16 protein-coding genes are annotated in these 21,629 nt (G+C 69.7%); 9 read left to right on the top strand and 7 right to left on the bottom strand.

The window, feature by feature from the left end:
* Window positions 1-275 precede the first annotated feature (275 nt).
* The 5 genes from ACV22V_RS06020 to ACV22V_RS06000 form a co-directional block, all read right to left on the bottom strand.
* Entirely contained in the window at window positions 276-1,241 is a 966-nt protein-coding gene (locus ACV22V_RS06020; RefSeq protein WP_448013238.1) for an NAD(P)-dependent oxidoreductase, read from the bottom strand.
* Between the two features lie 5 nt (window positions 1,242-1,246).
* Complete coding sequence (locus ACV22V_RS06015; protein ID WP_059524268.1) at window positions 1,247-2,527, bottom strand: MFS transporter; 1,281 nt, start codon at window positions 2,525-2,527, stop codon at window positions 1,247-1,249.
* Window positions 2,528-2,690: 163 nt separating this feature from the next.
* Window positions 2,691-3,683, bottom strand: coding sequence for a sugar kinase (locus ACV22V_RS06010; protein WP_448013237.1), 993 nt, complete (start codon window positions 3,681-3,683; stop codon window positions 2,691-2,693).
* A gap of 28 nt (window positions 3,684-3,711) precedes the next feature.
* Window positions 3,712-4,476, bottom strand: a complete 765-nt coding sequence (locus ACV22V_RS06005) for a sugar phosphate isomerase/epimerase (protein ID WP_223964001.1) — start codon at window positions 4,474-4,476, stop codon at window positions 3,712-3,714.
* 153 nt (window positions 4,477-4,629) lie between these two features.
* Window positions 4,630-5,523, bottom strand: a complete 894-nt coding sequence (locus ACV22V_RS06000; RefSeq protein ID WP_448013236.1) for a LysR family transcriptional regulator — start codon at window positions 5,521-5,523, stop codon at window positions 4,630-4,632.
* Window positions 5,524-5,634: 111 nt separating this feature from the next.
* Here ACV22V_RS06000 and ACV22V_RS05995 point away from each other — a divergent pair, with 111 nt between their 5' ends.
* Complete coding sequence (locus tag ACV22V_RS05995; RefSeq protein ID WP_448013235.1) at window positions 5,635-6,711, top strand: YeiH family protein; 1,077 nt, start codon at window positions 5,635-5,637, stop codon at window positions 6,709-6,711.
* Window positions 6,712-6,825: 114 nt separating this feature from the next.
* Window positions 6,826-8,559: a ClcB-like voltage-gated chloride channel protein gene (locus ACV22V_RS05990; RefSeq protein WP_218921275.1), complete on the top strand. Its 1,734-nt coding sequence runs from the start codon at window positions 6,826-6,828 to the stop codon at window positions 8,557-8,559.
* Between the two features lie 16 nt (window positions 8,560-8,575).
* On the opposite strand, the gene ACV22V_RS05985 is transcribed toward ACV22V_RS05990, so the two are convergent.
* The gene (locus ACV22V_RS05985; protein WP_059524255.1) at window positions 8,576-9,196 is read right to left on the bottom strand and encodes a TetR/AcrR family transcriptional regulator; all 621 of its coding nucleotides are present in this window, start codon (window positions 9,194-9,196) and stop codon (window positions 8,576-8,578) included.
* Between the two features lie 191 nt (window positions 9,197-9,387).
* On the opposite strand from ACV22V_RS05985, the gene ACV22V_RS05980 reads away from it, so the two are divergent.
* The 4 genes from ACV22V_RS05980 (at window position 9,388) to ACV22V_RS05965 (ending at window position 16,385) form a co-directional block, all read left to right on the top strand.
* Window positions 9,388-10,497 (top strand): efflux RND transporter periplasmic adaptor subunit, encoded by a 1,110-nt coding sequence (locus ACV22V_RS05980; RefSeq protein WP_448013234.1) that lies wholly within the window; start codon window positions 9,388-9,390, stop codon window positions 10,495-10,497.
* Entirely contained in the window at window positions 10,494-13,640 is a 3,147-nt protein-coding gene (locus tag ACV22V_RS05975) for an efflux RND transporter permease subunit (protein ID WP_448013233.1), read from the top strand. Before ACV22V_RS05980 ends, ACV22V_RS05975 begins: the two co-directional genes overlap by 4 nt.
* Window positions 13,641-13,642: 2 nt before the next feature.
* The gene (locus tag ACV22V_RS05970; protein WP_448013232.1) at window positions 13,643-15,232 is read left to right on the top strand and encodes an efflux transporter outer membrane subunit; all 1,590 of its coding nucleotides are present in this window, start codon (window positions 13,643-13,645) and stop codon (window positions 15,230-15,232) included.
* A gap of 124 nt (window positions 15,233-15,356) precedes the next feature.
* The gene (locus ACV22V_RS05965) at window positions 15,357-16,385 is read left to right on the top strand and encodes a MerR family transcriptional regulator (protein WP_448013231.1); all 1,029 of its coding nucleotides are present in this window, start codon (window positions 15,357-15,359) and stop codon (window positions 16,383-16,385) included.
* 68 nt (window positions 16,386-16,453) lie between these two features.
* On the opposite strand, the gene ACV22V_RS05960 is transcribed toward ACV22V_RS05965, so the two are convergent.
* Window positions 16,454-17,836: a sigma-54 interaction domain-containing protein gene (locus tag ACV22V_RS05960; protein ID WP_448013230.1), complete on the bottom strand. Its 1,383-nt coding sequence runs from the start codon at window positions 17,834-17,836 to the stop codon at window positions 16,454-16,456.
* Window positions 17,837-18,100: 264 nt separating this feature from the next.
* On the opposite strand from ACV22V_RS05960, the gene ACV22V_RS05955 reads away from it, so the two are divergent.
* From ACV22V_RS05955 to ACV22V_RS05945, 3 genes are read left to right on the top strand one after another with little or no spacing between them, the layout of a single operon-like run.
* The gene (locus ACV22V_RS05955) at window positions 18,101-18,970 is read left to right on the top strand and encodes an MBL fold metallo-hydrolase (protein ID WP_373558368.1); all 870 of its coding nucleotides are present in this window, start codon (window positions 18,101-18,103) and stop codon (window positions 18,968-18,970) included.
* A 29-nt stretch (window positions 18,971-18,999) separates the two neighbouring features.
* Entirely contained in the window at window positions 19,000-20,691 is a 1,692-nt protein-coding gene (locus ACV22V_RS05950) for a bifunctional protein tyrosine phosphatase family protein/NAD(P)/FAD-dependent oxidoreductase (protein ID WP_223963987.1), read from the top strand.
* 18 nt (window positions 20,692-20,709) lie between these two features.
* The gene (locus ACV22V_RS05945) at window positions 20,710-21,516 is read left to right on the top strand and encodes a sulfite exporter TauE/SafE family protein (RefSeq protein WP_448013229.1); all 807 of its coding nucleotides are present in this window, start codon (window positions 20,710-20,712) and stop codon (window positions 21,514-21,516) included.
* Window positions 21,517-21,629 lie beyond the last annotated feature (113 nt).

The following is a 21,629-nucleotide window of genomic DNA, read 5'->3' as shown; positions in this document are numbered from 1 at the left end:
CCTTTGTTGTTGGATACGAAAGCCACCCGGCGGACGCCGCCGCCCCCCTGCTTCGCGGTCGATCGAAGCCGGCGCGTTCGCGCCCGCTCCGGTCGCCTGAAACGCACGGCGATCGGCCGCACCGGACCTGGCACGGATGCCCGCCGCCGAACGCCGCCGGCCGCGTGGCCGGGTCGTCGATGCGACGAGCGGGCGATCATAACGCAGCCTGCCCTCCCGTACCAAGACCATCGCCTCTAACCCGGCCGGCGGCCCCGCCGGCCGACCGCCCACGCTCAGACGCGCGCGAGCGCGTCGGGATTGACGAGGTTCGTGCGCAGCGTGCCGGCCAGCGCGCCGACCAGATTTTCCGCGGCGCAGCGCGCCATCGCATGGCGCGTCTCGTGCGTCGCCGAGCCGATATGCGGCAGCGCGACGACATTGTTCATCCGCAGCAGCGGCGAATCCGCCGGCAACGGCTCCTTCTCGAACACGTCGAGCCCCGCGCCGCGAATCGTGCCCGCGCGCAGCGCGTCGACCAGCGCGGCCTCGTCGACCACCGGCCCGCGCGACGCGTTGATCAGGATCGCGCCGCGCTTCATCTTCGCGAATTCGGCCGCGCCGATCAGGTGGCGCGTTTCCGGCGACAGCGGCACCTGCAGGCACACGAAGTCCGACTGCGCGAGCAATTCGTCGAGCGTCACGCGACGGGCTCCATACTGGGTCTCGGCTTCGGCATGCGCGGAACGATTCGTGTACAGCACCTGCATCCGGAATCCGAGCGCCGCGCGGCGCGCGACCGCGCCGCCGATCCGCCCGAGCCCGACGATGCCGAGCGTCTTGCCCTGCACGTCGGTGCCGTACAGATCGGGGCCGATACTGCGATGCCAGTGGCCGGCCTTCACCCACTCCGCCAGTTCGACCACACGCCGCGCGGACGCGAGGATCAGCGAGAACACGGTATCGGCGGTCGATTCCGTCAGCACGTCGGGCGTATGCGCGAGCACGATGCCGCGCCGCGTGAGATCCGCGACGTCGAAGTTGTCGTAGCCGACCGAGATCGTCGACCAGGCCTTCAGCCGCGGGGCGCGATCGAGCATCTGCGGCGTGACCTTCAGGCTCGCGCCGATCGCGCCGTCCGCGTCGCCGAGGGCAGCGGCAAGCGCGTCGGCGCCGTCGGCCTGCACGACTTCCGCATGCTCGCGCAGATACGCGAGCACGTCATCGGGCAGCGGCTTGTACGCGACGATACGAGGCTTCATCGTTTTCATTTTCCTTGCAGTGGCGTCGCGAGCGGGTGCGCGTCGCGCGCCTGGGGTTTGACGGACAGCGTGAGGATCACCGCGGCCACGAGCGCGGCGCTCATGAACGCATACGACGCGACGGGCGACCCGGTCGCCCCGTTCAGATAGCCGACGAAGTACGAGCCGACGAACGAGCCGAGCGCGCCCATGCTGTTGATCAGCGCCATCGCGCCGCCGGCGACGTTCTTCGGCAGCAGTTCCGGGACGATCGCGAAGAACGGGCCGTACGGCGCGTACATCGCGGCGCCCGCGACGACCAGCAGCGCGTACGAGATCCAGAAATGCGACGAGCCGAGCGCATACGATGCGGCGAACGCAGCCGCGCCGACGAGCAGGAACGGCCACACGAAGCCGCGGCGCGACCCGACCTTGTCGGACGCCCACGACGCGACCAGCATCGCGATCGTCGCCGCGAGGTACGGCATCGCCGACAGCCAGCCGGTCGCGACCATGCCGAGCTCGGAGCCGTTCTTGACGATCGACGGCAGCCACAGCACGAAGCCGTACACGCCGATGCTCCAGCAGAAGTATTGCGCGCACAGCTTGATCACCGCCGGCGACCGGAACGCCTCGCCGTAGTTGCGCACGGGCTTGATCGCCGCCTGTTCGGCCGCGAGCGCGGCATCGAGGTCGCTCTTTTCCTGCGCGGTGAGCCACGGCGAATCGGCCGGCTTGTCCTGCACGAGGAACCACCAGCACACGGCCCAGATGATGGCCGGCACGCCTTCGGCGATGAACATGTGGCGCCAGCCGAATTCGTGCACGAGATAGCCCGACACGATCGACATCCACAGCACGGTGACCGGGTTGCCGAGGATCAGGAACGTGTTCGCGCGCGAGCGCTCGTTCTTCGTGAACCAGTTGCTGATGTAGATGAGCATCGCCGGCATCACGGCCGCTTCGACCACGCCGAGCATGAAGCGGATCGCCATCAGCGACGGGATGTTGGTGACGACGCCCGTGAGCGCCGCGCAAGCGCCCCACAGCACGAGGCTGGCGAACACGAGCTTCTTGACGCTGCGGCGCTCCGCATAGATCGCGCCCGGAATCTGGAAGAAGAAGTAGCCGAGGAAGAACAGCGCGCCGATCAGCGACGACAGGCCCTTGCTGATCCCGAGGTCCTGGTTGATGCCGGCCGCTGCCGCGAACCCGTAGTTCGCGCGGTCGAGGTAAGCGAGGCTGTACGTGATGAAGACGATCGGCATGATCGTCCACCAGCGTCGTGCTGCGAGATTGGCTGCCATCAGAGTGTCTCCTGGGTGGACCGGAGCGGGCGCTCGAGCGCTTGCTCCCGTCCCGTCCTTTCGGGAATCGACCGGCGTCGGCGCATCGGCGCCTGCTCCGGCCTCATGCAAAACCGTGCACGAAGCACGAAATGGGTCCGCGGATTGTGCCGTGTCCGGCCTCTCATTGCGCGGTGACGCTTTCCTCTAAGCGATCGGCGCGATTGCTGACGTTTTCGAGCCGATCGAGTGCCTCGCGGGTCGGCAGGCCTTCCGAATCGCCGATCACCTGGATCGCGAGCGCCCCGATGCGGTTGCCGCGCGCGACCGCCTGCTCGACGGACCGGCCTTCCAGCAGCGCGCTGACCACGCCGACCGCGAAGCCGTCGCCGGCGCCGACCGTGTCGACCACGTTCGCGACGCGCTCGCCCGCGACCGTGCCCTCGCGGCCGTCCGCCGTGCGGAAGTACGCGCCCTCGGCGCCGAGCTTGATCACCACGCCGCGCGCGCCCTGTGCCAGATAGAAGCCCGCGATGTCGGCGGGCGTGTCGTGCCCGGTGAGCTGCTGCCCTTCGGCGAGGCCCGGCAGCACCCAGTCGGCGAGCGTCGCGAGCGCGTTCAGCGTCTTCGCCATCACGTCGGCGGACGGCCACAGCGTCGGGCGCAGGTTCGGGTCGAACGAGATCGTCTTGCCCGCCGCGCGCATCTCGCGCGCCAGCTGGAACGCGAGTTCGCACGACGTCGCGGAGATCGCCGGCGCGACGCCCGTCAAGTGCAGGTGACGCGCGCCGAGCACGTAGTCGGCCACGTAGTCGTCGCACGACAGGTGGCTCGCCGCCGAGCCCTTGCGGAAATATTCGACGGTCGGGTCGCTGCCGTCGTCGTTGCGCGACTTCAGCTGGAACCCGGTCGGATAGCGCGGATCGACGGTCACGCACGACGCGTCGATGCCTTCGCGCGCGAGCGTGTCGAGCACGTAACCGCCGAACGAATCGCGGCCCACCCGGCTCATCCAGCCGATCCGGAAGCCGAGCCGCGACAGGCCGATCGCGACGTTCAGGTCCGCTCCCGCGATCCGTTTCGTGAATTGCGACGCGTGCGCGAGGTGGCCGGGCTCGGCGGCGACGAACATCGCCATCGCTTCGCCGTAGGTCACGACATCGAGTGCTGCCTTCATCAGTGAATTCCTCCGTATCCTTCCTGCGTCACGCGGCGGCGAGCCACGCCACGCGCCGGCCGGCATCGCCCGCCAGGTCTGCGGCATCGAACGGGAATTCGATGCCGCGCGGCGCTGCTTGCGGCAGGGCCGCGAGCACGTCCGTGACGAGCGTGTCGCCCGGCGCCGGCGCCACCGCGAAACGGCGCGCGCCCTCGCCCTCGACTGCCTTGCAATGAATGTATTCCACATGCGGCGCGAGCGCGTGCGCGCACGCGAGCGGCGCTTCGCCCGGCCACTGCCAGTTGCCGATGTCGAACGTCATGCCGAGCGCATCGGGCACGCCCGCGTCGGTCAACGCGGCGAACAGCCCGCTGAATTGAGCGAGTGCGCCACCCACCGGCAGCTGGCCGTTCTCGACCACCACGCGGGCACGCGCGCCGCGCGACAGCGCGACGATCCCGGACGCATGCGCGTCGCCGGCGAAGCCGCCGAGCTGAAACTTGACGAAGCGCGCGCCGAGCGCGTCGGCTTCCACGAGCGTGTCGCGCAACGCGTCGGCATCGAGCGCGCCGGTTTCCGTGTACAACGTGGCCGGCGTCGAATAGACCGACCACAGCCCGTGCGCGGTGAGTGCCGCGCCAAGCTCGGCCAGCGCGCCGGGCGTCGCGTCGTCGTCCGATGCGAACAGCTCGCGCCGCACCTCGAAACCGGTCGCGCCGGATGCGGCCGCGGTCGCGATGAATGCACGGTGGCCCTCCTGACGCACGCGGTCCATCCCGAATGCGCTCGCCACGATCACGATGTCTGCCATTTCTGCCCTTTTTTCACCGAAATGGAACCGGTTCCATTTGCTTGAGACGGATGGTGCGCTTCGCATCCGGTGCACGCCATAGAGGAAATCCCTAGGCCGGGCCGCCGCGCGCCCGCGCACGTGCGTCCGGCATTCCACCACCCGGGTCGGCGCCTATTCGTCGTCGTGCGTGATGCACATGTCGAGGAACTGGGCTGCCACGCGCGACGGCGCGGCGCCGTGCGGCACGAGGATCGAGAAATGGCGCGTGAGCGGCGCCGGGGCCAGCGAGCGCGGCACGAGCGCCGCATCCTCGTGCCGCAGCGACATCGCGGACACGAAACCGACGCCCATCCCCGCGCGCACGGCCTCCTTCACGGCCTCGACGCCCGCGATCTCGAACGCGACGCGCATCGGCGCGCCGCCATGCGCGAACGCGCGTTCGACGAGCTGGCGCACGCCGGAACCCTCCTCGCGCAGCACGAGCGGATGCGCGGCGAGTGCGTCGAGCGTGACGCCGGTTTCGTAGTCCGGCGCGGAGAGCGGGTGTCCGGCCGGCACGACCGCGACGATCTCGTCCTCGTGCCACGCATGCACGGCAGTGCCGGGCGGCAGCGCCTCGCCGGGCGGCCCTTCGATCATCGCGATGTCGAGCGACGCCAGCGCGGCAACCACGTCGGCCGTATTGCCGCTCATCGTGTGGATCGCCACCCGCGGCACGCGCGGCTGAAACGCCGCGATCAGGTACGGCAGCAGGTAGCTGGCGGGCGTCGTGCTCGCGCCGATCCGCAGCGTGCCGGCGTCGAGCCCGCGCACGGCGTCGCGAAACGCGCGCGCCTGCGCGAACGTGTCGCGCTGCGCCTTCGCGTACTGCGCGAGCTGTTCGCCGACCGGCGTCAGGCGGATGCCGCGGCCCTCGCGCTGGTACAGCGGCTCGCCGAACTCGTCCTGCAGCAGGCGCAGCTGGCCCGACACGGCCGGCTGCGACAGATGCAGCGCGACGGCAGCGCGGCTGATGTTCAGATGTTCGGCGACGGCCGCGAACGTTATCAGTTGATCCGGGGTCATGAGCGTGAATTATCGGATTTCCAGATAGTTTACGTCACAAATCACAATTTTTCATATCGATATAACCAAATTAGGATTAAGCCATCGCAACCCGTTTCATCACGGTGCCCCATGTCCACTGCTCCGACTCCCCATCTCAATCACGCCGCCCCGTCGATGCGCGGCCAGTTGAACGGCGTGCTGTTCGTCGCGCTGTTCGCCGCCGCCGTCACCAGTCTGTCGCAACTTCCGGCGATCGCCGGGCTCGGCCTGTCGCCGCTGATCGTCGGCATCGTCGCAGGCGCGCTGTACGGTAACGCGCTGCGCGACGGCATGCCCGCGAGTTGGGCGGCCGGCGTCAACTTTTCCGCGCGCAAGCTGCTGCGCATCGCGGTCGCGTTCTTCGGCCTGCGTGTGAGCCTGCAGGAAATCGCGCAGGTCGGCCTGCCGGGCCTGACGGTGTCGGTGCTGGTCGTCGTCAGCACGCTCGCGATCGGCACCTGGGTCGGCATGAAGGTGATGAAGCTCGATCGCGACGCGGCGCTCTTGACCGCCGCCGGCAGCGCGATCTGCGGCGCGGCCGCCGTGCTCGCGTTCGAATCGACGCTGCAGTCGAAGCCGCATCAGAGCGCGATGGCCGTGGGCAGCGTGGTGCTGTTCGGCACGCTGTCGATGTTCCTCTACCCGCTCGCGTATCACGCCGGCCTGCTCAATCTCGACCCGGCCGGCCTCGGCCTGTTCTTCGGCGGCACGATCCATGAGGTCGCGCAGGTGGTCGGCGCGGCGAGCGACATCAGCCCGCAGGTCGCGCACGTCGCGACGATCGTGAAGATGACCCGCGTGATGCTGCTGGTGCCGGTGCTGCTCACGCTCGGCTGGTGGCTCGCCCGCTCCGCACGCTCGGCCGGTGCGAGCGCCGACGGCGCGCAAGGCAAGCGCAAGGTGGCGGTGCCGTGGTTCGCGCTCGGCTTCCTCGGCTTCGTGATCGTCAATTCGCTGAACGTGCTGCCCGCCGACGTCACGCACACGCTGAACGTGCTCGACACCTTCGCGCTGACGATGGCAATGACCGCGCTCGGCATCGAGACCCGCGTGTCGCAGATCCGCGAGGCCGGCCCGCGGGCCCTGACCACCGGCCTGATCCTGTACGTCTGGCTGATCGCCGGCGGCTACGGGATCACCTGGGCCGTGCAGCGCTGGCTTGGCTGAGCCGCGCACCACGCCGCGACACGCGCCGCGCCCGACGGGAAGGTCCCGCGGGCGCGGCGCAGTGCTATGCTTCGCGTCGTTTTCCTCCGCCCACTTCATCATCCTCTTTCAGCCGTGCTCTCGTTCCTGCTGAAGCTGCGCACTCGCGCCCAGACGCTGTTCCGCCTGTCGGACGCCCATACGATGCTGATCTGGTCGGCCATCGTCGGCGTCGGCGGCGCCTTCGCCACCATGGCGTTTCGCGAAGGCATCGACCTGATGCAGCGCCTGATCTCCGGGCACAGCGGCAGCTTCGTGCAGATGGCGCGAAGCCTGCCTTGGTACGTGCGGTTCTGGATGCCGGCCGCGGGCGGCTTCCTCGCCGGCTGCGTGCTGCTGCTCGCGACGCGCGGCGTCCGGAAATCCGGCAACACCGACTACATGGAAGCCGTCGCGCTCGGCGACGGCGTCGTGCCGGTACGGCAGAGCCTGTGGCGCAGCGTGTCGTCGCTGCTGACGATCGGCAGCGGCGGCTCGATCGGCCGCGAAGGCCCGATGGTGCAGCTCGCCGCGCTCGCCGCATCGCTGGTCGGCCGCTTCGTGCACTTCGACCCGCCGCGCCTGCGCCTGCTCGTCGCGTGCGGCGCGGCGGCCGGCATCACGTCCGCCTACAACGCGCCGATCGCCGGCGCGTTCTTCGTGTCCGAAATCGTGCTCGGCACGATCGCGATGGAAAGCTTCGGGCCGATGGTCGTCGCGTCCGTCGTCGCGAACATCGTGATGCGGGAATTCGCCGGCTACCGGCCGCCATACGAGATGCCGGTGTTCCCGGCCGTGACGGGCCCCGAGGTGCTGCTGTTCGTCGTGCTCGGCGCGCTGTGCGGCGTGCTCGCGCCGCAGTTCCTGCACCTGCTCGATGCGTCGAAGAACCAGTTCAAGCGGCTGCCCGTGCCGCTGCCGGTGCGGCTCGCGCTCGGCGGCCTCGTGGTCGGCGTGATCTCGGTGTGGATTCCGGACGTGTGGGGCAACGGCTACAGCGTCGTGAACCAGATCCTGCATTCGCCGTGGACCTGGCAGGCGCTCGTCGCGGTGCTGGTGTTCAAGGTGATCGCGACCGCCGCGACCGCCGGCTCGGGCGCGGTCGGCGGCGTGTTCACGCCGACGCTGTTCGTCGGGGCCGTGTTCGGCTCGCTGTTCGGACTCGCGATGAACGCGCTGTGGCCCGGCCACACGTCCGCGTATTTCGCGTATGCGATGGTCGGAATGGGTGCGTTCATGGCCGGCGCCACGCAGGCGCCGCTGATGGCCATCCTGATGATCTTCGAGATGACGCTCAGTTACCAGGTCGTGCTGCCGCTGCTGGTGTCGTGCGTGTTCGCGTATTTCGTCGCGCGCGCGACGGGCACGACGTCGATGTACGAGATCACGCTGCGCCACCACCAGGACGCGCAGGAACGGCTGCGGCTGCGCACCACCCAGATGCGCGAGCTGATCCAGCCCGCGCAGACGGTCGTGCCGCTCACCGCGAGCGTCGCCGACATGACGCGCGTGTTTCTCGAGTATCCGGTGAAGTATCTGTACGTGACCGACGACGCCGGGCGCTTCCGCGGCGCGGTCGCGTTGAAGGACATCACGTCCGACCTGCTCGACAAGCGCGACACCACCGACAAGACGGCAGCGCACTACGCGCATACGCCGTTTCCGCTGCTCACGCCCGACATGCCGCTCGCGACCGCGCTCGAGCGCTTCATGGCGTTCCAGGGCGAACGGCTGCCGGTGATCGAAAGCGAGGCCGAGCCGACGCTCGCGGGCGTCGTCTACAAGACGTCGCTGCTCGACGCGTACCGGCGCATGACCGGCGAGCGCTGACCTGTACGGGGCCCGTTCAGTCCGGCGCGCGCCCCAGCACGACCCGCGCGAAGAACCCCGCCAGCACCGATTCGGCCACGTCGGCCGAAACATGTTGCGGATCGGCCGTGTAGTACGACTGAACGCCGTCGCACAGGCACATCAGCCCGAACGCGAGCGTCTCGGCCGGCAGCAACAGCGGCGTGCCCGCGCGCTCGGCGAAGCGCTGGATGAATTCGGCCATCTGCAGCCGCTTGCCGTGCAGGAACTGGTTGAAGCGCACGCGAAACTTCGCGTCGCGCGCCGCCTGCAGCTTCGCCTCGCCCCACAGCAGCGAATATTCGTCGTCGCGAAAGAGCGTCCGGTAGTACGCGAGCGCCATCGACTCCATCTGCTCGCGCGGCCCGCCCACCTCGAAGATCGCCTCGAAATCGGCCCGCACCGAATCATGGTCGCGCTCGAGCAGTTCGAGCAGCAGTTCCGACTTGCTGCGGAAATTCGAATAAAACGCGCCGCGCGTATAGCCGGCCGCCGCCGCGATGTCCTCGACGCTCGCGGCGACATAGCCTTTCTTCAGGAAAATCCGGTGCGCGGCATTCAGCAGACGTTCGCGCGTCTGGTCCCTGCTCTGCTCGCGAGTTAAGCGCTGTGGTTTCATGGCGCGCAGTCTAGCACCAACTCCCTTTCGGATTCATCTTTGCATTCAGATACAGGTGTGTATTAGAATCCGCCACAGTTTTCGAACGACCTCGTTCGACTGTGTTCGTGCGCGCCGGGCCGGCGCCACTCGGGGCAAGCGCCCGCCGCGCTTGCCGGCTTCGCTCCGTTCTCACCTCATCTGGGGGTTTCGTGAATCGCTCCGGTTCCCGCGCCGTGCTGCTGATCGGCACCGCGCTCGTCCTCGCCGCCTGCCACCCGAAGGAAGCCGCGCCGCCCGCGCCGCGCCCGGTCGTCGCGCTGCCCGCACACGCCGACGGCGCCGCGGCGGCCGCCACGCTGCCCGGCGAGATCCAGCCGCGTTACGCGACGCCGCTGTCGTTCCGCATCGCGGGCAAGATCGTCGAACGCAAGGTGCGGCTCGGCGACACCGTCAAGGCCGGCCAGGTCGTCGCGCTGCTCGATCCGTCCGACGTCGAGAAGAACGCCGCGAGCGCACAGGCGCAGCTCGCTGCCGCATCGCACGGCCTCGCGTTCGCGAAGCAGCAGCTCGACCGCGATCGCGCGCAGGCGCGCGAGAACCTGATCGCGACCGCGCAGCTCGAACAGACCGAGAACAGCTACACGTCCGCGCTCGCGCAGCGCGACCAGGCGCAGCAGCAGCTCGCGCTTGCGAAGAACCAGCTCCGCTATGCGACGCTCGTCGCGGACCACGCGGGCACCATCACCGCCGAACAGGCCGACACCGGCCAGAACGTATCGGCCGGCCAGGCCGTCTACCAGCTTGCGTGGTCGGGCGACGTCGATGTCGTCAGCGACGTGCCCGAGGCCGCGCTCGCGTCGCTCGCGCCCGGGCACGCGGCGAGCGTCACGTTGCCGTCGCTGCCGGGCCGCCGGTTCGACGCGAAGGTGCGCGAAATCGCGCCGGCCGCCGATCCGCAAAGCCGCACCTACCGCGTGAAGCTCACGCTCGCCGCGCCCGATCCGGCCGTGCGCCTCGGGATGACCGCGACCGTCGCGTTCGACGGCGCGCCGATTGGCGGCAACGCGCCGAGCATCACGTTGCCCGCGACCGCGCTGTTCCACGACGGCCCGCATCCGGCCGTGTGGGTCGTGCGCACGAAGGACGACACGCTCGAACTGCGCCGCGTCGACGTCGCGCGCTTCAACGAACGCACCGTCACCGTGTCGAGCGGGCTGCAGCCTGGCGAGCGCGTCGTGCTGCAAGGCGTGCACACGGTCAGCGCGGGCGAGAAGGTGCGGCCGATCGCACCGCTGCATGCGGAGGACTTCGCGTCATGAGCGGCCCCCGCGAAGAAGGCCGGTTCAATCTGTCCGCATGGGCGCTGCGCCACCAGGCGCTGGTCGTCTACCTGATCGCGCTCGCGACGCTCGCGGGCATCCTCGCGTACACGCGGCTCGCGCAATCCGAAGACCCGCCGTTCACGTTCCGCGTGATGGTGATCCGCACGTTCTGGCCCGGCGCGAGCGCGCGGCAGGTGCAGGAGCAGGTGACCGACCGGATCGGCCGCAAGCTGCAGGAAACGCCGGCCATCGACTTCCTGCGCAGCTATTCGCGGCCCGGCGAATCGTTGATTTTCTTCACGATGAAGGATTCGGCGCCCGTGAAGGACGTGCCCGAGACCTGGTACCAGATCCGCAAGAAGGTCGGCGACATCGGCTACACGCTGCCGCCCGGCGTACAGGGCCCGTTCTTCAACGACGAGTTCGGCGACGTCTACACCAACATCTGGACGCTCGAAGGCGACGGCTTCACGCCCGCGCAACTCCACGACTACGCGGACCAGCTGCGTACGGTGCTGCTGCGCGTGCCCGGCGTCGGCAAGGTCGACTACTTCGGCGACCCCGACCAGCGGATCTTCATCGAGGCCGACAACGCGCAGCTCACGCGTCTCGGCATCTCGCCGCAGCAGCTCGGGCAGGCGATCAACGCGCAGAACGACATCTCGTCGGCCGGCGTGCTCACGACCGCCGACGATCGCGTGTTCGTGCGGCCGAGCGGCCAGTTCGACAACGTCGCCGCGATCGCCGACACGTTGATCCGCATCAACGGCCGCACGTTCCGGCTCGGCGATCTCGCCACCGTGAAGCGCGGTTACGACGATCCGCCCGTCACGCAAATGCGCACCCAAGGCCATGCCGTGCTCGGCATCGGCGTGACGATGCAGCCGGGCGGTGACGTGATCCGGCTCGGCAAGGCGCTCGACGCCGAATCGAAGGACCTGCAGGCGCAGTTGCCGGCCGGCCTCAAGCTGACGCTGGTGTCGAGCATGCCGCATGCGGTGTCGCATTCGGTCGACGACTTCCTCGAAGCCGTCGCCGAAGCGGTCGCGATCGTGCTGGTCGTGAGCCTCGTGTCGCTCGGCCTGCGCACCGGGATGGTCGTCGTGATCTCGATTCCGGTCGTGCTCGCCGTCACGGCCCTGTTCATGTATCTGTTCGACATCGGGCTGCACAAGGTGTCGCTCGGCACGCTGGTGCTCGCGCTCGGGCTGCTCGTCGACGACGCGATCATCGCGGTCGAGATGATGGCCGTGAAGCTCGAACAGGGCTACAGCCGCGCGCGCGCCGCCGCGTTCGCGTACACGAGCACCGCGTTCCCGATGCTGACGGGCACGCTCGTCACGGTGTCGGGCTTCCTGCCGATCGCGCTCGCGAAATCGAGCACCGGCGAGTACACGCGCTCGATCTTCGAGGTGTCGGCGATCGCGCTGATCGCGTCGTGGTTCGCGGCCGTCGTGCTGATTCCGCTGCTCGGCTACCACCTGCTGCCCGAGCGCAAGAAGCACGCGCACGAAGCGCACCTGCCGGACGATCACGAGCACGACATCTACGACACGCGCTTCTACACGCGCCTGCGCGGCTGGATCGACTGGTGCATCGAGCGCCGCTTCGTCGTGCTGCTGATCACCGGCGCCCTCTTCGTCGTCGCACTGATGGGTTTCTCGCTCGTGCCGCAGCAGTTCTTCCCGAGCTCCGATCGCCCCGAGCTGCTGGTCGACCTGCGGCTGCCCGAAGGTGCGTCGTTCGCGGCGACGCTGCGCGAGACCGAACGCCTCGAGAAGGTGCTCGACAAGCGGCCCGAGATCGACCATTCGGTGAATTTCGTCGGCAGCGGCGCGCCGCGCTTCTACCTGCCGCTCGACCAGCAACTGCAATTGCCGAACTTCGCGCAGTTCGTCGTCACCGCGAAATCCGTCGAGGATCGCGAGAAGCTCGCGACGTGGCTCGAGACCACGCTGCGCGACCGCTTCCCGGCCGTGCGCTGGCGCCTGTCGCGGCTCGAGAACGGGCCGCCCGTCGGCTACCCCGTGCAGTTCCGCGTGAGCGGCGACGACATCGCGACGGTGCGCTCGATCGCCGAGAAGGTCGCGGCGACGATGCGCGGCGACGCACGCACGATGAACGTGCAGTTCGACTGGGATGAGCCGGCCGAGCGCTCGGTGCGCTTCGAGCTCGATCAGAAAAAGGCGCGCGCGCTGAACGTCACGTCGCAGGACGTGTCGAGCTTCCTCGCGATGACGCTGTCCGGCACGACCGTCACGCAGTATCGCGAACGCGACAAGCTGATCGCGGTCGACCTGCGTGCGCCGCGCCCCGATCGCGTCGATCCCGCGAAGCTCGCGGGCCTGGCGATGCCGACGCCGAACGGCCCCGTGCCGCTCGGCTCGCTCGGCCACTTCACGCCGACGCTCGAATACGGCGTGGTGTGGGAGCGCGATCGCCAGCCGACCATCACCGTGCAGTCCGACGTGCGCGCCGGCGCGCAGGGCATCGATGTCACGCATGCGATCGACGGCAAGCTGAATGCATTGCGCGCGCAACTGCCGGTCGGCTACCAGATCAACATCGGCGGATCGGTCGAGGAAAGCGCGAAGGCGCAGACGTCGATCAACGCGCAGATGCCGCTGATGGCGATCGCCGTGTTCACGCTGCTGATGATCCAGCTGCAGAGCTTCTCGCGCGTGCTGATGGTCGTGCTGACCGCACCGCTCGGGCTGATCGGCGTGGTCGGCACGCTGCTGCTGTTCGGGCAGCCGTTCGGCTTCGTCGCGATGCTCGGCGTGATCGCGATGTTCGGGATCATCATGCGCAACTCGGTGATCCTCGTCGACCAGATCGAGCAGGACATCGCGGCCGGCCACGGCCGCTTCGACGCGATCGTCGGCGCGACCGTGCGGCGCTTCCGCCCGATCACGCTGACGGCCGCGGCCGCCGTGCTCGCGCTGATCCCGCTGTTGCGCTCGAACTTCTTCGGGCCGATGGCGACCGCGCTGATGGGCGGGATCACGAGCGCGACCGTGCTGACGCTGTTCTACCTGCCCGCGCTGTACGCCGCGTGGTTCCGCGTGAAGCGCGACGAACGCGACCCGCGCGACGGCCCGCCACACGACGGCCCGCCTGCCGCCCCGTCGGGAGCCTGATCATGGAACTGTCGATGAACCTGAAAACGAAGGCCGCGCGGGCGCTCGCGGCCGTGAGCCTCGCCGGCCCGCTCGCCGGCTGCGCATGGTTCGCGCCGAGCGGCGAGCCGCCCGCGATGCCGTCGCCCGCGCATTACGGCGCCGCGCCGCAAGTGCAGCAGACCGTCGCCGCGCAAGGCGTCGCGCAGCAGTTCGAGGTCGGCGCGCAGCCCGTGCCCGACTGGTGGACGCAGTACCGCTCCGATGCGCTGAACGCGCTCGTCGACGAAGGGCTGCGCAACAGCCCGACGCTCAGCGCCGCTTCGCATTCGCTGGATGCCGCGCGCGAGCAGTTGCGCGGGCAGATCGGCAGCTCGATGCTGCCGTCGATCGACGCGGGCGCCCAGGCCACGCGCCAGCGCGCACTCGGCGTGCCGATCCCCGCGCTCGGCGCGCCGACGCTGCTGTACGACACGTTCGTCGGGCAACTGCAGGCGAGCTACACGATCGACCTGTTCGGCGTGTCGCGCTTCGCGAACCGCGCGCTCGCGAAACGCGTCGACGTCAGCGCGTTCCAGCTCGAATCGGCGCGTCGGGCACTCGCCGCGAACATCGTCACCGCGTCGATCACGGTGTCGGTGCTCAACGCGCAGATCGAGACGACCGAACGGCTCGTCGCGCTCGCGAACGACCAGGCGCACGACGCGCAACGCCGCTACGCGCTCGGCTCGGCGTCGCACAGCGACGCGCTGAACGCACGGCAAAGCGCGGACACCTTCGCCGCGAGCCTGCCCGCGCTGCGCCAGCAGCGCGACTCGGCGCGCCACGCGCTGGCGGTGCTGGTCGGCCGCACGCCCGACCGGCCGCCCGCCGACCTCACGCTCGCCGACCTGCACCTCCCCACGCAGGTGCCCGTGGTCGTGCCGTCCGACCTGCTGCAAAGCCGCCCCGACATCCAGGCCGCCGACGCGGGGCTGAAGGCGGCCGCCGCCGAAGTCGGCGTCGCGACCGCGCAGCTGTTCCCGCAGCTGTCGCTGTCGGCAGCCATGGGCAAAGGCGGCTTCAGCTGGCCGACGATGCTGTCGGGCGCCGGCGCGATATGGAACGTCGGGGCATCGCTGAGCCAGCCGCTGTTCCACGGCGGCGCGCTGCTCGCGCAGCGGCGTGCGGCGAAGGCCACTTACGAAGCCGCGGTCGACCAGTACAGGCAGACCGTGCTGAGCGCGTTCCAGAACGTCGCCGATTCGCTCGCCGCGCTCGAGCACGACGCGGAGGCGCTCGATGCGTCGTCGCGGGCCGCGCTGTCCGCGCGCGGCGCGTACGACGACGCGGCCGCCCGCGTGCGGCTCGGCGCGTTGCCGCCGTCGGCAGCGCGCGCGAGCGAGCTGCAGTACCGCAACGCGCGACTCGACGAGATTCGCGCGACGGGCGCACGCTTCGCGGATACCGCGCGGCTCTATCAGGCGATGGGCACGCCGCCGGTCGAGCCGACCGGCAACGCAGCGACGGCCGGGAACGTCGGCACGGCAGGCCACGCCGGCAACGCGGATCAAGGCGCTCCCGCCGCCCAGGCACGCGCGGCCACGCCCGACGCGCCGCCTTCACCGCAATAACGCGCCCTTGCCCCGGAACGCATGGCGCGCGGAACCACCCCGCGCGCCGATCCGCGATCTTCCGCTTGACCCTCACGTAGCGTAACGTTCGAGACTCCAGTGTGCGCACCGAACGGAGGACACCATGCGGCTGAAAGTGGGAGAACTGGCGAAACGCAGCGGCCTGACCGTCCGCACGCTTCATCACTATCACGCGATCGGCCTCCTGACGCCTTCGGCGCGTGCCGACAACGGCTACCGGCTGTACGACCGCGACGACATCGCCCGGCTCCACCAGATCCAGGCCCTGCGTCGCTTCGGACTGTCGCTTGCCGAAATCGGCGACTACCTGAACCAGCCCGGCACCCCGCTCGTCGAGCTCGTCGCGAAGCAGATCGCGTCGCTCGATCACCAGCTCGCGCAGGCCGCGCAGCTGCGCGAGCGGCTCGTGCACCTGCACGCGCAACTCGCCGCGGGCACCGAGCCGGAACTGGCCGATTGGCTCACCACACTGGAGTTGATGACCGTGTACGACAAATATTTTTCCGAGGAAGAACTCGCGCGTCTGCCGATGTACCGCAAGAGCCAGGCGGGCGACGCCGAATGGATCGCGCTCGTCGCCGACGTGCGTGCGCTGCACGACGCGGGCGTGCCGCCCGAGGACGAGCGCGTGCGTGCGCTCGCCGGCCGCTGGATGGCGCTGCTCGTGCGCGACACGAACAACGATCCGCGGCTGCTCGCCAAGCTGAACCTGATGCACGAGCGCGAACCGGCGATGCAGTCGAAACTCGGCATCTCGACCGTGCTGCGCGACTATGTGCTGCGCGCGTCCTCGGAAACGAAGATGCGGATCTTCGAGAAGTATCTCGCCCCGGACGAGATCCGCTTCATGCGCGCGCACTTCGGCGAACACGCGATGGAATGGCCGCAACTGATGGGCGACGTGCGCGATGCGATCGATACGGGCGCACGGCCCGATTCGCCGGAAGGCCGCGCCCTCGCGCAACGCTGGCTCGACCTGTTCCGCAGCTATGCGGGCAACGACCCGGCCACGCACGCGAAATTCCGGCATGCGATGATGACCGAGCCGGCGCTGACGAAGGATTCGTGGGTCGACGATACGCTGCTCGGTTTCATCCGCGAGGCGATGGCGCAGCTTGCGCCGGCGCGTTGACGGCGTAGCCCCCGCGGGCTGTGCGTGGTGGTTTCACGCGCCGCCCGCGCGAGCTCGCCGGCTTCCGCTCACCGCTCGCGCATGCCGAGCCCGAGCGCCTTCATCCGCCGGTACAGCGTGCGCTCGCTCAACCCGACGTGCCCGGCCAGCTGCTTGCGCGTACCGTCGAACGTGCCGGCAATCCGCACGAGTTCCGCGTCCGACACGCCACGCGTGTCCGCCGCATGCGCGTGCGACGCGGCCGACGCCGCGACCAGCTCGGCCGGCAGATGCTCGACGCGGATCGTCCCGTCGTCCGCGAACAGGCACGCACGTTCGAGCACGTTGCGCAGCTCGCGGATGTTGCCCGGCCATGCATATGCGTCGAGGCACGCACGCGCATGCTCGGTCAGCACGAACGGTCGCGCGCTCGCGTCGCCCGCGCCGGCACGCGCGTTCGCGATGCGCCGCAGGATCGATTCGGCCAGCAACGCGACGTCGCCGCGCCGCTCGCGCAGCGGCGGCAGCGGAATCGGAAACGCGTTGATCCGGTAGTAGAGATCCTGCCGGAACCGGCCGTCGTCGATCATCTCGCGCAGCGGCTTGTGCGTCGCCGCGACGAGCCGGAAATCCGCGCGCAGCGCCTCGACGCCGCCGACGCGCCGGAACGTCCCCGACTCGATCAGCCGCAGCAGCTTCACCTGCATCGGCAGCGGCACGTCGCCGATCTCGTCGAGAAACAGCGTGCCGCCCTGCGCGGTCTCGACGAGGCCCGGCTTGCGCTGGTTCGCGCCGGTAAACGCCCCCTTCTCGTAGCCGAACAGTTCGCTCTCGAACAGCGTCTCGGCGATGCCCGAACAGTCGACGACCACGAACGGCCCCATCGCGCGCGCGCTCGCCTCGTGCAGCGCCCGCGCGAACAGTTCCTTGCCGGTGCCCGATTCGCCGAGCAGCAGCACCGGCAGCATCGACGGCGCGACGCGCTGCAGCGCGCCGAGCGCCTCATTGAACGCGTCGGCGCCGCCGACGAGCCCTTCCGCGCTCGGCTGCGCGGACGCGCTGCGCACGGTCGTCAGCCGCTCGACGTACGCGATCACGTCGCCGCGCGCATCGAAGATGGGCAGCAACTCCACATCGACGTGCTCGGGCCCGCGCGGTGTATGGTGAATGTGCAGCACTCGGTTCAGGCCGCGCGACTCGAGCGCCTGCTTCATCGGGCAATGCTCGCCGGCCTGATCGCACGGCACGTCGTAGTGATGCGAGACCTGGAAGCAGCGCCGGCCGACGTGCTCGACACCCGCCACGCCGAACTGGCGCCGGTACGCATCGTTCGCCGCGAGGATGCGGTAGTCGGGATCGACGACGATCATCGGCTGCGGATCCTGCTCCAGATACGCGACGAGCGCGCGCACGTCGGGCATGACGGCGCGCGACGGCGCGGGAACGATCGGAATGGTGTCGTGCGGATTCATGAGGCGGCTCGGGAATGGATGGACAGTCGGACTGCCAGACCGACTGCCAATTCTGCCACAGCACTGCCATACATGGCAGTCGACTTCGACGATGCCCCATCGGCCGCGCCCGCGGCGCACCGCGATCGGGCCAGAAATCCGAGCCGAATCAAGTACCTGCCACATCGCCCGGCGTCGCGACGCGGATTGGCATGCTTCTTGAACATGGAATCGCCGATTGCAGATGCAGAACCCGATCGAGGACAACCCGTGAGCCATGCCCCCATGCTGTCGGTCGAAGGCTTTTTCGACCCGGCGACCCATACCGTCAGCTACCTGTTGCTCGACACCGCGAGCCGCGCGTGCGCGCTGATCGACAGCGTGCTCGACTACGACCCGAAATCGGGCCGCACGCGCACCGCCAGCGCCGACCGGCTGATCGCGCGCGTCGCCGAACTCGGTGCGACCGTGCACTGGCTGCTGGAAACGCACGTGCATGCCGACCATCTGTCGGCCGCGCCGTACCTGAAGGCGCGTGTCGGCGGGCAGATCGCGATCGGCTCGCACGTGCGCCGCGTGCAGCACGTGTTCGGCACGCTGTTCAACGCCGGCCCGGGCTTCGCGCAGGACGGCAGCCAGTTCGATCGGCTGCTCGACGACGGCGACACGCTCGCGCTCGGCGCGCTCACGATTCGCGCGCTGCACACGCCGGGCCACACGCCCGCGTGCCTGACCTACTGCGTCGACGACGCGACGCAGCGTGCCGCGTTCGTCGGCGACACGCTGTTCATGCCCGACTACGGCACCGCCCGCTGCGACTTCCCGGGCGGCGACGCACGCACGCTGTACCGCTCGATCGCGCGCGTGCTCGCCCTGCCGCCCGACACGCGCCTGTACCTGTGCCACGACTACCAGCCGGGCGGCCGCGACGTGCAGTTCGTGACGACCGTGGCGGAGCAGCGCCGCGCGAACGTGCATGTGAAGGACGGTGTGACCGAGGACGATTTCGTCGCCATGCGCACCGCACGCGACGCGACGCTCGACATGCCCGTGCTGATGCTGCCGTCCGTGCAGGTCAACATGCGTGCCGGCCACCTGCCCGAGCCCGAAAACAATGGCGTGCGTTACCTGAAGATCCCGCTCGACGCGATCTGAGCCGCCGCCCCGACCGGAGAACCCCCGACATGACCATCCGCCCGCTGACCGACCTGCTGTCGGTCTCGCCCCAGATCGCCGCGACCGACCTGCCCGCGCTCCACGCGGCCGGCATCCGCACGATCGTCTGCAACCGCCCGGACGGCGAAGGCGCCGATCAGCCGACCGTCGCCGAGATTCGCGCCGCCGCCGCGCCGCTCGGCATCGCCGTCCATTACCTGCCCGTCGACACCGGCAAGGTCACCGACGATCAGGCCCGGCAGTTCGACGCGCTCGTCGCGTCGCTCGCGGGCCCGGTACTCGCATACTGCCGTAGCGGCACGCGCTCGGCGACGCTGTGGGCGCTGTCGCAGGCCGACAGGCGTCCGGCCGGCGACATCGTCGCGATCGCCGCCGCGGCCGGCTATGATCTCGCCGCGCTCGCGCCGCGTCTCACACGCGGTTCCGCGCAAGGACTCGCGCAGGACGGCCGCCAGGCCGCGCCGGCCGTCGACGCGCGGCACGACATCGTGATCGTCGGCGCGGGCGCGGCCGGCGTCGCGGTCGCGTCGAGCCTGCTTGCGCGCGACGCATCGCTCGATATCGCGGTGATCGACCCGGCCGAGACGCACTACTACCAGCCCGGCTGGACGATGGTCGGCGCGGGCGTGTTCCGGCCCGACACGACCGCGCGCCGGATCGTCGACCTGCTTCCGCGCGGCGTGAAATGGATCCAGGCCGCCGTCGCCGGCTTCGAGCCCGACGCGCACACCGTGGTGCTCGATGGCTGCCGGCGCATCGGCTACCGCAAGCTGATCGTGTGCCCGGGGCTCAAGCTCGACTGGCACGCGATCGACGGCCTCGCGGAAACGCTCGGCCGCAACGGCGTCACGTCGAACTATCGCTACGACCTCGCGCCGTACACGTGGGAACTGGTGCAGGCGTTCCGCGGCGGCAACGCGCTGTTCACGCAACCGCCGATGCCGATCAAGTGCGCGGGCGCGCCGCAGAAGGCGATGTACCTGTCGTGCGATCACTGGCGGCGCACGGGCCGCCTCGGCGCCGCGAACGTCGAGTTCCTGAATGCGGGCGCCGCGCTGTTCGGGGTCGCCGACTACGTGCCCGCGCTGATGGAGTACGTGAAACGCTACGACATCGCGCTGTCGTTCGGCCACAACCTCGTCGCGATCGACGGGCCCGCGCGACGCGCGACGTTCCGGCGCGCGTTGCCCGACGGCGGCACGGAAACCGTCGAGCGCGCGTTCGACATGATCCACGTCGTGCCGCCGCAGAAGGCGCCCGATTTCGTGCGCGCGAGCCCGCTCGCCGATGCGGCCGGCTGGATCGACGTCGATCCGGCGACGCTGCGGCACAAGCAGTTCGCGGACATCTTCGCGCTCGGCGACGTCACCAACACGACCAATGCGAAGACCGCCGCGGCCGCGCGCAAGCAGGCGCCCGTCGTCGCGCACAACGTGCTCGCGTCGCTGGGCCGCGCGCACGGCGACGCCGCGTACGACGGCTACGGGTCGTGCCCGCTCACCGTCGAGCGCGGCAAGATCGTGCTCGCCGAATTCCTCTACGGCGGCAAGGTCGCGCCGACCTTCCCCGCGTGGCTGATCGACGGCCGGCGTCCGTCCCGGCTCGCGTGGCTGCTCAAGGAGCGCCTGCTGCCGCCGCTCTACTGGAAGGCAATGCTCAAGGGCCGCGAATGGCTCGCGAAGCCCGCGATCGCACGTTGACCGGAACCCGATGACACCATGCTGATTTCCCTCGTACTCGGCAGCCTCGTCGGCGCCGTGCTCGGCCTCACCGGCGCGGGCGGCGGCATTCTCGCGGTGCCCGCGCTCGTCGTCGGGATGGGCTGGCCGATGCAGCAGGCCACGCCCGTCGCGCTCGTCGCGGTCGCGGGCAGCGCCGCGCTCGGCGCGCTCGAAGGGTTTCGCCGCGGGCTCGTGCGCTATCGGGCGGCGCTGCTGATGGCCGTGGCCGGCGTACCGCTCACGACGCTCGGCGTGAAGCTCGCGCACGTGCTGCCGCAACGCGTGCTGCTGGCGCTGTTCGCGCTGACGATGCTGGTCGTCGCGGGCCGCCTGCTGCGGCAGGCACTGCGCCACGCCTCCGGCGACGCGGACGAATCGCGGTTGTGCGTCGGCCGCGTGAATCCCGATACGGGCCGCCTCGTGTGGTCCTGGCCGGTCGGGCTCGCGCTCGCGTCGACCGGCGCGGTGACGGGGCTGATGACGGGCTTGCTCGGCGTCGGCGGCGGCTTCGTGATCGTGCCGATGCTGCGCAAGTTCACGAACGTGTCAATGCACGGCGTGGTCGCGACGTCGCTGATGGTGATCGCGCTGGTCGGCACCGGCGGCGTGCTCGCGACGCTCGTGTCGGGCACGCGCGCGCCGCTCGACATGACGCTGTGGTTCACGGTCGCGACCGCAATTGGCATGGCGATCGGACGCAATGCGTCCCGGCACCTGTCCGCGCGGCACGTGCAGGCCGGCTTCGCTGCCGTGCTCGTCTGCGTCGCGCTCGGGTTGCTGGCGAAGGCGGCGTTCGGCGCATGAACCGGTACGCGGGGATCGCCCCCGCGTCCTGCGCCGGAGCCGCACCCGCCGTCGCAAAACCGCCGCAAGCCGCATGCTAGACTCCCCGCGCGCCGGTGCCCGGCGCGTCGACA

Source organism: Burkholderia sp. AW33-5 (assembly GCF_053427615.1).
This window is presented reverse-complemented; position numbering and strand designations above follow the sequence as displayed.

Bases quoted from the DNA above. Each gene is read 5' to 3' on its own strand.
- ACV22V_RS05945 (WP_448013229.1), top strand. From the start codon at position 20,710: ATGCTGATTTCCCTCGTACTCGGCAGCCTCGTCGGCGCCGTGCTCGGC.
- ACV22V_RS05970 (WP_448013232.1), top strand. From the start codon at position 13,643: ATGGAACTGTCGATGAACCTGAAAACGAAGGCCGCGCGGGCGCTCGCG.
- ACV22V_RS05975 (WP_448013233.1), top strand. From the start codon at position 10,494: ATGAGCGGCCCCCGCGAAGAAGGCCGGTTCAATCTGTCCGCATGGGCG.
- ACV22V_RS06015 (WP_059524268.1), bottom strand. From the start codon at position 2,527: ATGGCAGCCAATCTCGCAGCACGACGCTGGTGGACGATCATGCCGATC.
- ACV22V_RS06005 (WP_223964001.1), bottom strand. From the start codon at position 4,476: ATGGCAGACATCGTGATCGTGGCGAGCGCATTCGGGATGGACCGCGTG.
- ACV22V_RS05965 (WP_448013231.1), top strand. From the start codon at position 15,357: ATGCGGCTGAAAGTGGGAGAACTGGCGAAACGCAGCGGCCTGACCGTC.
- ACV22V_RS05960 (WP_448013230.1), bottom strand. From the start codon at position 17,836: ATGAATCCGCACGACACCATTCCGATCGTTCCCGCGCCGTCGCGCGCC.
- ACV22V_RS05995 (WP_448013235.1), top strand. From the start codon at position 5,635: ATGTCCACTGCTCCGACTCCCCATCTCAATCACGCCGCCCCGTCGATG.
- ACV22V_RS06000 (WP_448013236.1), bottom strand. From the start codon at position 5,523: ATGACCCCGGATCAACTGATAACGTTCGCGGCCGTCGCCGAACATCTG.
- ACV22V_RS05950 (WP_223963987.1), top strand. From the start codon at position 19,000: ATGACCATCCGCCCGCTGACCGACCTGCTGTCGGTCTCGCCCCAGATC.
- ACV22V_RS05955 (WP_373558368.1), top strand. From the start codon at position 18,101: ATGCTGTCGGTCGAAGGCTTTTTCGACCCGGCGACCCATACCGTCAGC.
- ACV22V_RS06020 (WP_448013238.1), bottom strand. From the start codon at position 1,241: ATGAAGCCTCGTATCGTCGCGTACAAGCCGCTGCCCGATGACGTGCTC.
- ACV22V_RS06010 (WP_448013237.1), bottom strand. From the start codon at position 3,683: ATGAAGGCAGCACTCGATGTCGTGACCTACGGCGAAGCGATGGCGATG.
- ACV22V_RS05985 (WP_059524255.1), bottom strand. From the start codon at position 9,196: ATGAAACCACAGCGCTTAACTCGCGAGCAGAGCAGGGACCAGACGCGC.